The 13499-nt window shown below is 36.5% G+C and carries 25 protein-coding genes; all 25 read right to left on the minus strand.

Annotated elements, in window-relative coordinates:
- Positions 1-33: 33 nt before the first annotated feature.
- Positions 34-825, minus strand: a complete 792-nt coding sequence (locus H8718_RS08865; RefSeq protein ID WP_177670752.1) for an energy-coupling factor transporter transmembrane component T family protein — start codon at positions 823-825, stop codon at positions 34-36.
- The gene (locus H8718_RS08870) at positions 822-1685 is read right to left on the minus strand and encodes an energy-coupling factor transporter ATPase (protein WP_177670750.1); all 864 of its coding nucleotides are present in this window, start codon (positions 1683-1685) and stop codon (positions 822-824) included. The genes H8718_RS08865 and H8718_RS08870 overlap by 4 nt, the downstream gene beginning before the upstream one ends.
- Positions 1661-2524: an energy-coupling factor transporter ATPase gene (locus tag H8718_RS08875; protein ID WP_249332637.1), complete on the minus strand. Its 864-nt coding sequence runs from the start codon at positions 2522-2524 to the stop codon at positions 1661-1663. Before H8718_RS08875 ends, H8718_RS08870 begins: the two co-directional genes overlap by 25 nt.
- 156 nt (positions 2525-2680) lie before the next feature.
- Positions 2681-3205, minus strand: coding sequence for a L17 family ribosomal protein (locus H8718_RS20960; protein ID WP_177670747.1), 525 nt, complete (start codon positions 3203-3205; stop codon positions 2681-2683).
- A gap of 24 nt (positions 3206-3229) precedes the next feature.
- Positions 3230-4189, minus strand: a complete 960-nt coding sequence (locus tag H8718_RS08885) for a DNA-directed RNA polymerase subunit alpha (protein ID WP_177670745.1) — start codon at positions 4187-4189, stop codon at positions 3230-3232.
- 51 nt (positions 4190-4240) lie between these two features.
- Positions 4241-4867 (minus strand): 30S ribosomal protein S4, encoded by a 627-nt coding sequence (gene rpsD / locus H8718_RS08890; protein ID WP_177670743.1) that lies wholly within the window; start codon positions 4865-4867, stop codon positions 4241-4243.
- Positions 4868-4885: 18 nt separating this feature from the next.
- Complete coding sequence (gene rpsK, locus H8718_RS08895) at positions 4886-5293, minus strand: 30S ribosomal protein S11 (protein ID WP_053983255.1); 408 nt, start codon at positions 5291-5293, stop codon at positions 4886-4888.
- A 24-nt stretch (positions 5294-5317) separates the two neighbouring features.
- Entirely contained in the window at positions 5318-5686 is a 369-nt protein-coding gene (gene rpsM / locus H8718_RS08900) for a 30S ribosomal protein S13 (RefSeq protein WP_177670741.1), read from the minus strand.
- 136 nt (positions 5687-5822) lie between these two features.
- Complete coding sequence (rpmJ, locus tag H8718_RS08905) at positions 5823-5936, minus strand: 50S ribosomal protein L36 (RefSeq protein WP_010167328.1); 114 nt, start codon at positions 5934-5936, stop codon at positions 5823-5825.
- A gap of 26 nt (positions 5937-5962) precedes the next feature.
- Positions 5963-6181 carry a translation initiation factor IF-1 gene (infA, locus tag H8718_RS08910; protein ID WP_177670739.1) on the minus strand — a complete coding sequence of 73 codons (219 nt, stop codon included), beginning with the start codon at positions 6179-6181 and terminating at the stop codon, positions 5963-5965.
- 14 nt (positions 6182-6195) lie between these two features.
- On the minus strand, positions 6196-6471 hold the full coding sequence (locus tag H8718_RS08915) for a KOW domain-containing RNA-binding protein (RefSeq protein WP_249332638.1): 276 nt from the start codon (positions 6469-6471) through the stop codon (positions 6196-6198).
- Positions 6468-7238 (minus strand): type I methionyl aminopeptidase, encoded by a 771-nt coding sequence (gene map / locus H8718_RS08920; RefSeq protein WP_249332639.1) that lies wholly within the window; start codon positions 7236-7238, stop codon positions 6468-6470. The genes H8718_RS08915 and map overlap by 4 nt, the downstream gene beginning before the upstream one ends.
- 1 nt (position 7239) lies before the next feature.
- Complete coding sequence (locus H8718_RS08925; RefSeq protein ID WP_177670735.1) at positions 7240-7887, minus strand: adenylate kinase; 648 nt, start codon at positions 7885-7887, stop codon at positions 7240-7242.
- 24 nt (positions 7888-7911) lie between these two features.
- Complete coding sequence (secY, locus tag H8718_RS08930; protein ID WP_249332640.1) at positions 7912-9168, minus strand: preprotein translocase subunit SecY; 1257 nt, start codon at positions 9166-9168, stop codon at positions 7912-7914.
- 1 nt (position 9169) lies between these two features.
- Positions 9170-9610: a 50S ribosomal protein L15 gene (gene rplO, locus H8718_RS08935; protein ID WP_177670731.1), complete on the minus strand. Its 441-nt coding sequence runs from the start codon at positions 9608-9610 to the stop codon at positions 9170-9172.
- 30 nt (positions 9611-9640) lie between these two features.
- A complete protein-coding gene (rpmD, locus tag H8718_RS08940; protein ID WP_177670729.1) occupies positions 9641-9826 on the minus strand; it encodes a 50S ribosomal protein L30 in 186 nt (61 codons plus the stop codon).
- 12 nt (positions 9827-9838) lie between these two features.
- Positions 9839-10351: a 30S ribosomal protein S5 gene (gene rpsE / locus H8718_RS08945; protein ID WP_177670727.1), complete on the minus strand. Its 513-nt coding sequence runs from the start codon at positions 10349-10351 to the stop codon at positions 9839-9841.
- 17 nt (positions 10352-10368) lie between these two features.
- The gene (rplR, locus tag H8718_RS08950) at positions 10369-10731 is read right to left on the minus strand and encodes a 50S ribosomal protein L18 (protein WP_249332641.1); all 363 of its coding nucleotides are present in this window, start codon (positions 10729-10731) and stop codon (positions 10369-10371) included.
- 19 nt (positions 10732-10750) lie between these two features.
- Positions 10751-11290 carry a 50S ribosomal protein L6 gene (gene rplF, locus H8718_RS08955; RefSeq protein ID WP_249332642.1) on the minus strand — a complete coding sequence of 180 codons (540 nt, stop codon included), beginning with the start codon at positions 11288-11290 and terminating at the stop codon, positions 10751-10753.
- A 29-nt stretch (positions 11291-11319) separates the two neighbouring features.
- Complete coding sequence (gene rpsH / locus H8718_RS08960) at positions 11320-11721, minus strand: 30S ribosomal protein S8 (RefSeq protein WP_177670720.1); 402 nt, start codon at positions 11719-11721, stop codon at positions 11320-11322.
- Positions 11722-11744: 23 nt separating this feature from the next.
- Entirely contained in the window at positions 11745-11930 is a 186-nt protein-coding gene (locus H8718_RS08965) for a type Z 30S ribosomal protein S14 (protein WP_177670718.1), read from the minus strand.
- 12 nt (positions 11931-11942) lie between these two features.
- Complete coding sequence (gene rplE / locus H8718_RS08970) at positions 11943-12482, minus strand: 50S ribosomal protein L5 (protein WP_177670716.1); 540 nt, start codon at positions 12480-12482, stop codon at positions 11943-11945.
- 24 nt (positions 12483-12506) lie between these two features.
- Positions 12507-12818, minus strand: a complete 312-nt coding sequence (rplX, locus tag H8718_RS08975; RefSeq protein ID WP_177670714.1) for a 50S ribosomal protein L24 — start codon at positions 12816-12818, stop codon at positions 12507-12509.
- Positions 12819-12831: 13 nt separating this feature from the next.
- Positions 12832-13200 carry a 50S ribosomal protein L14 gene (rplN, locus tag H8718_RS08980; protein ID WP_177670712.1) on the minus strand — a complete coding sequence of 123 codons (369 nt, stop codon included), beginning with the start codon at positions 13198-13200 and terminating at the stop codon, positions 12832-12834.
- Positions 13201-13231: 31 nt separating this feature from the next.
- A complete protein-coding gene (gene rpsQ / locus H8718_RS08985; RefSeq protein WP_177670710.1) occupies positions 13232-13489 on the minus strand; it encodes a 30S ribosomal protein S17 in 258 nt (85 codons plus the stop codon).
- Positions 13490-13499: the final 10 nt, after the last annotated feature.

A 13499-nucleotide genomic window follows, 5' to 3' on the forward strand; every position in this document is an offset into this window, starting at 1 on the left:
CTCTCTTTAAGTCTCTTTTTTTATCTTTTAATCTTATAACACAATACACATTACAATATAAAGCACGCCAAATCCAAAGGCTAGAAAGTCTCCTTTGTGGTACTCTAACTTATTCATACGCGTTCTCCCCGCTCCCCCTTGGTAGCACCTAGCTTCCATAGCCATAGCTAAATCCTCTGCCCTTCTAAATGCAGAAATAAATAATGGCACCATAATTGGAATCATAGCTTTCGCACGTTGCATAATATTACCACTCTCAAAGTCAGCACCTCTTGCTGTCTGAGCCTTCATAATCTTATCTGTTTCCTCTAATAAAATAGGAATAAATCTTAATGAGATACTCATCATCATAGCAATTTCATGCGCTGGCACATGAATCTTTGTAAATGGCATTAATAAACTTTCTATACCATCTGTAAGCTGAATAGGTGAAGTCGTTAATGTCAGAAGTGAACTTCCCACAATAAGTAGGATTAATCTCGTTCCCATTTCAAGTGCAAAGAAAATCCCTTCCCATGTAATGCGTATAAAACCCCAGTCTACAATAGTATGTTCACCTGTTGTAAAGAACACATTCAGTACAACAGTAAAGAGTAAAATGACCACAATACTCTTTAGTCCTTTTAGCATGTATTTAACAGGTACTTTACTTACTTTAATAGCTAGTGCTAATGCTAAGAATACACCTAAGTATCCCCATACAGTATCTACGAAAAAGAGTGCAATAATATAAGCAAACGTCAGAAGAATCTTAGTTCTAGGATCAAGCTTATGCACAGGTGAGTTAATTGGATAATACTGACCTATCGTAATATCTCGTATCATGCGTTATTCACCTCTTTCTCTAAACAAGCTATAAGCTTACTTGCTGCTTCTTCTACAGTTAATACATCTGTATCTACTAACATGCCTTTTTCCTTTAATGCATCCATAATATGTCTAATTTGTGGTACGCCAAGACCTATCTCTTCTAGTCTTTCTCTATGCTTAAAGACTTCTCTTGTATCTCCCTTAAAGGCAATCTCACCTCTATAAAGTACAATAAGCTCTTCTACATAACGTGCTACATCTTCCATACTATGTGAAATAAGTACAATGGTTAAATGCCTTGTTTCATGCATCTCTTTTAATTGACTAAACAGTTCTTCTCTCCCCTTAGGATCAAGTCCTGCTGTAGGCTCATCTAAAATTAAGATATCTGGGTTCATAGCCAACACACCTGCTATGGCTACACGTCTTTTCTGTCCACCTGATAATTCAAAAGGCGACTTCTGCCAAAACTCTTCATCTAAACCTACCGCTTTTAAAGAAGATTCTATTCTTTCCTTTAATGCATCTCCCTCTAGCCCTAAGTTCTTAGGTCCATAAGCTACATCATCATATACAGTCATTTCAAAAAGTTGGTATTCTGGGTACTGGAATACAAGACCTACGGATTGTCTAATATGTTTTTTATCTACGCCATCTTCATGAATATTAATCCCTTTGACATATACCTCTCCTCTTGTAGGTTTTAAAAGCCCATTAAACATCTGAATAAGTGTACTCTTTCCAGAACCTGTATGTCCAATAATCCCTAAAAAGCTTCCATCTTTTATATGCAGGTTAACATCATGAAGAGCTACTTTCTCAAAAGGCGTTCCTTCATTATAAATATGTGTTAGTTGTTTGATTTTAATTGCCATATTGCATCTACAACCTCCTTTGTTGTTAATAAGGTTGGATCTAAATCATACCCTTTTTGTCTGAGGAGATAGATAAGATAAGTAGAATCTGGTACATCTAAACCTATTCTTCTAATTTCCTCTACATTTTTGAAAACTTCCTTCGGAGAACCTGAAAGTAATACCTTACCTTCATCAATAACAATAATACGATCAGCTAAAATAGCCTCCTGCATGTAGTGTGTAATATGAATAATAGTAATACCTTGCTCCTTATTCAGCTTTTGCATAGTCTTCATAACTTGGGAACGGCCTATAGGATCTAGCATAGCTGTAGATTCATCAAAAATAATACATTTAGGTTGCATAGCTATAACACCAGCAATAGCAATACGTTGCTTCTGCCCACCCGATAATTGGTTAGGTGATACACGTTTATAGTCATCCATCTCTACTGTATGGATAGCTTCATCTACACGCTTTCTAATTTCACTAGGCTCTACTCCTAAATTTTCTGGACCAAAGGCTACATCTTCTTCCACAATCGTTGCAACGATCTGGTTATCTGGATTCTGAAATACCATTCCCACATCTTTACGTACTTCCCATATATGCTCGCCATTACTTAGGTCAATATTATTAACCCATAACATTCCTGATTTAGGGGATAAAATACCATTCAGATGTTTGGCAAAAGTAGATTTACCAGAACCATTGTGTCCAAGTACCGCTACAAATTCACCTTCTTTAATAGTTACATTAATATGATCCAAAGCAATAATCGTATCTTCTACTTTACCTTGGTCATCATGAATTAAGTACTCAAATGTTAAATCTTTAGCTTCTACTATATTCTTCATGTACATTCCTCTTTCTATATACTTACACATCTATATCTACTTAAATAAATAGGCTATACACCCTTTTTAAGATACAAGGATAATCTACTCATGTAAATAGATATTTAAAAATAAATAGAGAAAAGGGATTAAGAGCAAATTCTTAATCCCTGGACATTATACTAATTCAATAATAACTTCTTCAGCACCGTCACCTTTACGAGGTCCGATTTTGATGATTCTTGTGTAACCACCATTACGGTCTGCGTATTTAGGAGCGATTTCGCTGAATAATTTATCTGTTAAATCAACAGATTTAGCTTGTCTTCTCTTATTAGCTTGAACTTCTGTTACAGGGTATAATACCTTTAACATTTGTCTTCTTGCATGTAAGCGAGTAGCGCTATCTTTTTTGATTGTTTTTTCTACTTCTTCAAATACAGTTACTTTTTTGCCATCTACAACTTCTTTAACGCGTTTACCGTTAACGTCTTTTTTAGCAACTTTAGCAGTAACTTTTACTTCTTCATAGTTATCTTTTTCACGTACAGCCATTGCAATTAAGCCTTCAGCAATCTTGCGAATCTCTTTAGCTTTTGCTGTAGTAGTTTTGATCTTACCATGGTATAAGAGATTTGTTACTTGATTACGAAGTAATGCTTTACGTCCAGCTGCATTACGTCCAAGTTTTCTTTGAGCCATGCCTTAACCTCCTTTAGTTTGTCACTAATCTTCGCTTGGTTTTAATGCAAATCCAAGCTCTTCAAGTTTTTGGAACACTTCTTCTAATGATTTACGTCCTAAGTTACGTACTTTCATCATTTCATCTTCTGTTTTATTTGTAAGGTCTTCAACAGTGTTGATACCTGCACGTTTTAAACAGTTGAATGATCTAACAGAAAGATCTAACTCTTCGATAGTCATTTCAAGTGTTTTCTCTTTGGAGTCATCTTCTTTAGTTACCATGATTTCAGCATTACGTGCATTTTCACTTAAATCAATGAAAAGATTTAAATGTTCACTTAATACTTTAGCAGCTAAGCTAACTGCTTCATCAGGTTTTAAAGTACCATTTGTCCATACTTGTAATGTAAGTTTATCGTAGTCAGTTTGTTGACCAACACGAGTATCCTCTACAGTAAAGTTTACGCGCTCTACTGGAGTGTAACTTGCATCTACTGGAATAACTCCGATTGGTAAATCTGTCTTTTTAAGTTTATTAGTACCGATGTATCCACGACCTCTAGTGATTGTGAGTTCGATATATAAACGACAGTTTGAACCGCCATTTAATGTAGCGATATGATGTTCTGGATTAAGGATTTCAATTTCAGCTGGACATTTAATGTCTGCGCCTGTCACTGTGCCCTCACCTGTAGCTTCAATGTAAACTACTTTTGGTTCCATATTATCACTAATGTCTTTGATAGCAAGACCTTTAATGTTTAATAGGATTTCAAGAACGTCTTCTTTAACACCTGGGATACTGCTGAATTCGTGTAGTACGCCTTCAATTTTTACGCTGCTTACTGCAGAACCTGGAAGAGAAGAAGAAAGGATTCTACGTAATCCATTCCCTAGGGTAGTCCCATATCCTCTTTCTAAAGGTTCTACAACAAAACAACCGTATTTACCGTCAGGTGACATTTCTTTAATCTCAATTTGTGGTTTTTCAAATTCCAACACCCGATAAACCCTCCTTTAATATTAAAATAGTCTTTTGAGGGTGACGAACTATTACTTAGAGTAAAGCTCAACGATAAGTGTTTCTTGGATATCTGTATCGATTTGATCTCTTGCAGGAGCTGCTTTAACAGTTCCTCTTAAGTTTTCGATATCAGCTTCTAACCATTCTGGTACAATACGAGAACCTGTTACTTCAGTGATTTGTTTGAAGCGTTCGAAGCTTTTAGCATCTTCTTTAACTTCAATTACATCACCAATTTTAACTTGGTATGATGGAATGTTAACTCTTTTACCGTTAACTGTAACAAGGTTGTGACGAACAACTTGTCTAGCTTCTGTACGAGAACGTCCAAGACCTAAGCGGTAAGCTACGTTGTCTAAACGAAGTTCAAGGTTACGAAGTAAGTTCTCACCTGTGATGCCTGGTTGTGCATCTGCTTTTTCAAAGTATGTTCTGAATTGACCTTCAAGAACACCATAGATTCTTTTAGCTTTTTGTTTTTCACGTAACTGTAAGCCGTACTCAGATAATTTTGTTTTTTGTTGACCATGTTGACCTGGTGCATATGGTCTTCTTTCAATAGCACAAGCTGCTGTGTAGCATCTTTCGCCTTTTAAGAATAATTTTTTACCTTCACGACGACATTGTTTACATTTCGCTCCGATATATCTAGCCATTTCTATTTACACCTCCTATTACACTCTTCTACGTTTTGGTGGACGACATCCGTTATGTGGTACAGGAGTTACATCTTTAATTAATGTTACTTCTAAACCAGCTGCTTGAAGCGCACGAATAGCTGCTTCACGTCCGGATCCTGGACCTTTTACCATTACTTCAACTGATTTTAAACCGTGTTCCATTGCTGCTTTAGCTGCTGTTTCAGCTGCCATTTGAGCTGCATATGGAGTTGATTTTCTAGAACCTCTGAAACCAAGGCCACCTGCACTTGCCCATGAAAGAGCATTGCCGTTTGTATCAGTTAATGTAACCATTGTATTATTGAAAGTAGATTGGATATGAGCCATACCACGTTCTACATGTTTTCTATCACGACGTCTACGAGTTGTACCCTTTTTTGCCGCTTTTTTTGCTGCTGCCATGAGATCTTAACCTCCTTTATTTAACTATTTTTTCTTATTAGCTACTGTTTTCTTAGGACCTTTACGTGTACGAGCATTCGTTTTAGTTTTTTGTCCTCTTACTGGAAGGCCACGTCTATGACGAATTCCTCTATAGCATCCGATTTCCATTAATCGTTTAATGTTAAGGGCGATTTCACGACGAAGGTCACCTTCAACCATTTGAGTTTTCTCGATGATTTCGCGGATTTTGTTAGCCTCATCATCAGTTAAGTCCTTAACGCGTGTATCTGGATTGATACCTGCTTCTGTAAGGATTCTACGAGAACTTGGACGACCTATACCATAGATATAAGTAAGACCAATTTCAACACGTTTATTTTTTGGTAAGTCTACACCTGCAATACGTGCCATTCAGATTGCACCTCCTATTGGTTGATATATATATAATACAGCATTTTACCATGAAATGCCGCAGCCGCTTTTTAGTTAACTCACAAAATCATATTATATATGATTTTGTGACATAAATCAATGCATTTGTAAAGCATTAACCTTGTTTTTGTTTGTGTTTTGGATTTTCACAGATAACGCAAACACGGCCTTTTCTTTTGATTACTTTACATTTTTCACATATCTTTTTAACAGATGGGCGTACTTTCATTTTCTGCTCTCCTTTCCGTTTACCATTTATTTAGAACGCCAAATAATTCGTCCCTTGGTTAAATCATATGGAGAAAGTTCCACAGTTACTTTATCACCCGGTAAAACACGGATAAAATTCATACGAAGTTTACCTGAGATATGAGCTAAGATCTTATGTCCGCCTTCAATCTCTACTTGAAACATCGCATTTGGTAACTTTTCTATCACTGTTCCCTCTACTTCAAAAACATCACCTTTTGCCAAGTTACAAACCTCCTCTATATAGAAGTCTTTATCAAATACTCTTTAATTCCTTTACGGATATCCGCATTCGATACGTTTTCTTCGATTATTTTTTGTTTGATCCAATCGATAACATCATTGGTTCTTTGAATATGTTTATTTTTCTTACGTTTTGGGTTCTCTACTTTACGCAAATCTCCATCAGCAAGGTACACATATTCTTCTTCTACACTAACCACTATAAAAGATCTGCCTTTGTCTCTTCCACTTTTTGAAAACACTATTTGACCTACTTCTAACATTCCAATCATTTCTCGCCCTCTTCTTCCGATCTGAGCGTTAAAATGAGTGGCTCATCATCTGTAATTACTATAGTATTTTCATAATGCGCAGATGGCAGTCCATCTCTAGTGACAAAAGTCCAATCATCGTCTAAACATCTTACTTGACATGTTCCTAAGTTAATCATAGGTTCAATAGCAAGTGCCATGCCTTTTTCAAGTTTTACACCGCGCCCAGGTGCCTTATAGTTAGGTACCTGTGGCTCCTCATGTAATTCTTTCCCAATTCCATGACCCACTAAATCGCGTACTACACCATATCCGAAGGATTTTGCATAGTCCTCGATAGCTTGGGATATTTGTCCTAAATGATTGCCAGCTTTTGCATATTTTAGTCCTTCAAAGAAACACTGCTTTGTAACTTCAATTAGCTTCAAAACATCAGGTGATACATCTCCGACTGGATACGTTCTAGCTGCATCAGAATGGTATCCTTTATAGTATACCCCAAGATCAACACTTACTATGTCGCCTTGTTTGATTTTCCTTGCACCTGGAATACCATGTACAACTTCCTCATTAATGGATATACACGCTGATGCTGGGTAACCACAGTAACCTTTAAAAGAAGGTATAGCGTGTTTACTTGTTATGAACTTATAAGCCACCTGGTCTAATTCTTTTGTTGTTACACCGGGTCTAATATGCTTTGCCACCAGTTCATGTGCCTCAATGAGTATTTGAGCTGACTCTTGCATTAACTTAATTTCCGCGTCGGATTTAATGGGAATTGGCATTTTAGTTCACTCCTAATGCTTTCTTTACCCTTGCACTAACTTCTTCTACTGTACCAACACCGTCAATTACAAGGACTTTCCCTTGCGCTTCGTAATGATTGATAAGAGGTTTAGTTTGTGCATGATAAACTTCTAATCTTTTCTTAACTGTATCTTCTTTATCATCTTCTCTTTGAACAAGATGAGTAGAACATTCATTACAAATACCTGGTACTGTTTCTACTTTGAATAATTTGTGATAAGAAGCGCCGCAGCTAGGACAAACAGTTCTACCAGCCATACGCTCAATGATCGCTTCGTCTGGTACTTCTACATCAACTACTGCATCAATTGGTCTATTGATCTCTTTAAGCATAGCATCGAATGCTTCTGCTTGTGGTATAGTTCTTGGGAAACCATCCATGATCATGCCATTATCACAATCTTCTTGAACTATACGATCTTTGACAAGTTCAATTACGAGCTCATCTGGTACCAATTTGCCTTCATCCATGTATTTTTTTGCTTCTTGACCTAACTGAGTATTTTTAGAAATATGTTCTCTAAAAATATTTCCTGTTGAGATCGTTGGTATATTGTATAGTTTCATAAGCATTTCTGCTTGTGTGCCTTTACCTGCTCCAGGTGCACCTAATAATATTAATCTCATTACGGCAACCCCCTAATCTAATTCTTATAGAAATCCTTTATAATGGCGCATTAGCATTTGTGATTCTAATTGCTTAATTGTTTCAAGTGCAACACCAACTACGATAAGTAATGATGTTCCTCCAAACTGAATTGGCATACTAAAGATAGCACCAAGTAAGAGAGGAGTTAAAGCTAATATTGCTAAGAATATTGCTCCCATTAATGTAATGTGTGTTGCAACCTTTGAAAGGTACTCAGATGTTGGTTTTCCTGGTCTAATACCTGGGATAAAACCGCCACCTTTTTTGAGGTTAGATGCTATATCTATTGGATTAAATGCTATTGTTGAGTAGAAGAATGCAAATGCAAAGATTAAAATGACATAAAGTGTTCCTCCAAATGGATGAGTCCATCTAAGCCACTCAATAGCAGTTGCCCAGAATTCACTTGGATTTTTAACAAATAAACCTGTTATAATCTCAGGGAATTGGATAAGTGACATTGCAAAGATAACTGGAAGTACACCAGCTAAGTTTACTTTGATTGGTATATTTTGTGATTGACCACCATATACCTTTCTACCTGCTACACGTTTTGCATATTGAACTGAAATTCTTCTTTCACCAAGTGACATAGCCACAGTGAAACCAATAATAACAATAAAGAATAATAATAGAATAGCAACTTTTACATAATTATCATATGCTAGTAGGCTTGTAGCTGCTTGTGGAAGTCTAGATACGATATTAATAAAGATAATTAATGAAATACCATTTCCAATACCTTTTTGTGTGATCTGTTCACCTATCCACATTACTAACATAGAGCCTGCAATAAATGAAATAAATGCAAGGGCAAATACTATTACGCTTTTTTCAACTAATACATTACTTCTATATAACATAAGTGTTGTTGCACCTGATTGCATCATGGCAATTACTAATGTTAAATATCTAGTATACTTGTTGATTTTTTTACGTCCATCTTCGCCTTCTTTTGATATCTCTTCTAGTCTAGTAATAGCGATAGTGAGGAGTTGGATAATGATTGACGCTGTGATGTAAGGACCTACACCAAAGGCAAAAAGTGCCATTTGGCTGAATGCACCACCTGTGATTGCATTCATAAGTCCTAACATGTTGTTAGAATTCGCTCCTAACATTTGCTGTACAGCATCCGGATTGATGCCTGGAACAGGAATATGAGCTCCTATTCTAATTAAGGCAAACATCCATAGGGTAAAAATTATCTTTTTTCGCAGTTCTGGTACACTCCATGCATTTTTAAGAGTCTTAAACAACCTACATCACCTCTGCTTTTCCACCCACAGCTTCAATTTTTTCGATTGCACCTGCACTAAATGCATTTGCTTGTACTGTTAATTTTTTAGTAAGATCGCCTTTAGCAAGGATTTTAACACCATCTCTAGTGTTTTTAACAATTCCTGCTTCAACCATAGCGTCTACTGTAACAACAGCTCCATCTTCGAAACGGTTTAACATATCAACATTGATACCTACGATATCTTTGCTGTTACGATTTGTGAAACCACGTTTTGGAAGTCTTCTGTAAAGAGGCATTTGTCCCCCTTCAAAACCTGGTCTTACACCGCCACCACTTCTTGCTTTTTGTCCTTTATGTCCTTTACCGGCTGTTTTACCGTTACCTGAACCATGTCCTCTACCTGTACGGAAAGAGTCTCTTTTTGAACCTTCAGCTGGTCTTAATGAGCTTAAATTCATGCGTCGCACCTCCTTTTGCTAAATCTACAATTATTCGTTGATTTCTTCAACTTTAACTAAATGTTTAACTTGTTCAACCATACCACGGATAGCTGCGTTATCTTGGTGAATGTTTGAACTATTTGTTTTTCTTAATCCGAGCGCTTCGATAGTTTTTTTATGTTTTGGAATTGCCCCGATTGTGGATCTTACTAAAGTTACTTTTAAATTAGCCACTGACTATTCCTCCTATCCTAGAAGCTCTTCAACAGTTTTTCCACGAAGTTTAGCAACTTCTGCTGGAGTTTTTAATGCTGCAAGACCTTCGATTGTTGCGTGAACAACGTTTTTCTTGTTATTTGAACCTAAAGATTTAGTTCTGATGTTACGGATACCTGCAAGTTCAAGTACAGCACGAGCTGGACCACCTGCGATAACTCCAGTACCTTCTTTAGCTGGTTTAAGAAGAACGTTTGCACTACCGAATGTACCTACAAATTCATGGTAGATACTATCTGCATCGTTTCTTTCTACGAAGATAAGGTTTTTCTTAGCATCTTCAATTCCTTTTCTGATTGCATCAGGAATTTCCATAGCTTTACCTAAACCTACACCTACGTGTCCGTTTCCATCTCCTACTACTACTAAAGCAGAGAAACGGAATGTACGACCACCTTTAACTACTTTTGTTACACGTTTAATAGTAACAACTTTTTCTTTTAATTCCAAAGTATTTGGATTAATATTGAGTTTTTTAGCCACCGTCTGTCCCTCCTTTACTAGAATTGTAACCCAGCTTCACGAGCTGCGTCTGCTAATGCTTTTACTCTACCATGATATAAGAAACCACCACGGTCAAATACTACTTCTTCAATACCGTTAGCAAGTGCTTTTTTAGCAATTGCAGTACCAACAGCTACTGCTGCTTCTACGTTAGAACCAACTTTAATACCAAGATCTTTTTGAACTGTAGATGCTGATACTAATGTTACAGCTTTTACGTCATCAATAATTTGAGCATAGATGTGTTTTTCACTTCTGAAAACTGCAAGTCTTGGTCTTTGAGCTGTACCTTCAATCTTGTTACGAAGTCTTCTATGTTTTTGAACACGAACTTTACTACGTGATTGTTTATTGATCATTTAATTCACCCCTTTGCTATTATTTTTTACCTGTTTTACCTACTTTACGTCTGATTACTTCATCAACGTATTTAATACCTTTACCTTTGTAAGGTTCTGGTTCACGTTTAGAACGGATATCAGCAGCAAATTGGCCTACTTGTTCTTTATTGATACCAGCAACTGTGATTCTGTTACCATCAACTGTTGTTGTGATACCTTCTGGATCTTCCATTTCTACTGGGTGAGAGTAACCTAATGAAAGAACTAATTTTTTACCTTGTTTTTGTGCTCTGTAACCAACACCATTGATTTCTAATACTTTAGCGTAACCATTTGTTACACCTTCGATCATGTTCGCAATAAGTGTTCTAGTTAAACCGTGAAGAGCTCTATTTCTTTTTAAATCATTTGGTCTTGTTACAACCACTTGATTTTCTTCAAGTGCAATGTTCATTGCACTATCGAATGCTTTTGTTAATGTTCCTTTTGGTCCCTTAACTTCTACTACATTAGCTTCACTAACAGTAATAGTTACGCCTGCTGGAACAGTAATTGGTAGTCTACCAATACGTGACATGCTCGCACCTCCTTAAACTTTTGCTGTTATTACCAAATAAATGCTATAACTTCTCCACCAACACCAAGTTTTCTAGCATCTTTGTCTGCAATTACACCTTTGTTTGTAGAAATAATTGCTGTACCAAGACCACCTAAAACTTTTGGAAGGTTTTCTGTATCTGCGTATACACGAAGACCTGGTTTAGAAATTCTTTTAATTCCTGAAATAACTTTTTCGTTTTTATCTTTACCGTATTTAAGAGTGATACGGATATTTTCTTTAACACCGTCAGCTGTTACATCGAAAGCTTTGATGTATCCTTCATTTAATAAGATCTCAGCAATCGCTTTTTTCATTTTAGAAGCAGGAACTTCTACTGTATCATGTTTTGCAACATTCGCGTTTCTGATTCTTGTTAACATATCTGCAATTGGATCGCTCATCATCATTTTTAGTTACCTCCTTTCTGGTATTACCAGCTTGCTTTTTTAACGCCTGGGATTTGACCTTTATATGCTAATTCTCTAAAGCAAATACGACAAATACCAAATTTTCTAATGTATGCATGTGGACGTCCACAAATACGGCATCTACTGTATGCTTGTGTTGAAAATTTAGCAGGTCTAGCTTGCTTTACTTTCATAGATGTTTTTGCCATTTTGAACCCTCCTTATTTTTGGAATGGCATTCCGAATTGTCTAAGAAGCTCACGAGATTCTTCATCTGTGTGTGCTGTCGTAACAATAATTACGTCCATACCACGAACTTTATCGATTTTATCGTACTCGATCTCTGGGAAAATGATTTGTTCTTTAAGACCTAAAGCGTAGTTACCACGGCCATCGAAAGCTGTAGCATCTACCCCACGGAAGTCACGTACGCGTGGAAGTGCTAAATTCACTAAACGATCAAGGAATTCATACATTTTTTCTCCACGAAGAGTTACTTTACATCCGATTGGCATACCTTCACGAAGTTTGAAAGCAGCAACAGATTTTTTAGCTCTAGTTACAACTGGTTTTTGACCAGAGATTTTTTCCATATCTCCGATAGCGTTTTCTAATACTTTAGCATTATCTTTCGCTTCACCAACACCCATGTTAATAACGATTTTTTCGATTTTTGGAGCTTGAAGTTTATTTTTGTAACCAAACTTTTCTACCATTGCATCGATGATTTGTTCATTGTAAATATCTTTTAATCTACTCATTGTCTAACGTCCTCCTTTCGCCAATTAGTCAATTACTGTACGACCGTTTTTAGTAATTGCTACACGAACTTTTTTGTCATCTTTAATTTCTACACCTAAACGAGCAGGAGCTCCGTTTAAAGAGTACGCAACGTTTGAAATATGAATTGGGAATTCTTTTTCAACACGTCCACCTTGACCCATAGCGTTAGGTTTTTGATGTTTGAACCCTTGGTTAACACCATCAACTAAAACGCGTCCATGTTTACGATCAATGAAAGTAATATTGCCTTCTTTACCTTTGTCTTTACCAGCAATAACGATTACTCTATCGCCTTTTCTTAATTTAGTTTTCACGTCTTACACCTCCTTATAGAACTTCTGGAGCAAGTGATAAGATTTTTGTAAATTTCTTATCTCTTAATTCTCTCGCAACTGGTCCGAAAATACGAGTTCCTCTTGGGTTTTTATCTTCTTTGATGATAACAGCAGCGTTTTCATCAAATTTAATGTAAGATCCATCTGGTCTTCTAATTTCTTTTACAGTACGAACTACAACAGCTTTTACAACGTCACCTTTTTTAACAACGCCGCCTGGTGTTGCATCTTTAACAGTAGCTACAATAATGTCGCCAACACTTGCATATCTTCTTGTAGAGCCACCTAACACACGGATGCAAAGGATTTCTTTAGCTCCTGTATTATCTGCTACTCTTAATCTACTTTCTTGTTGGATCATGAGAAGTGCCCTCCTTTCAAGATTACTAATACTATTTTACTTTTTCTACGATTTCAACAAGTCTAAAACGTTTTGACTTGGATAAAGGTCTTGTTTCCATAACTCTTACACGGTCACCGATTTCACATTCATTGTTTTCATCATGTGCATGAAGTTTGTATGTTTTTTTGATGATTTTACCGTAAAGAGGATGTTTTACATTGTTAACTACGGCAACAGTAATTGTTTTGTCCATTTTGTTGCTAACTACGTTACCTACTAATGTTTTACGTAAATTTCTTTCTGCCACGATTTCTCCT

The organism is Zhenhengia yiwuensis, assembly GCF_014384995.1.
Lineage (GTDB): Bacteria > Bacillota > Clostridia > Lachnospirales > Cellulosilyticaceae > Zhenhengia > Zhenhengia yiwuensis.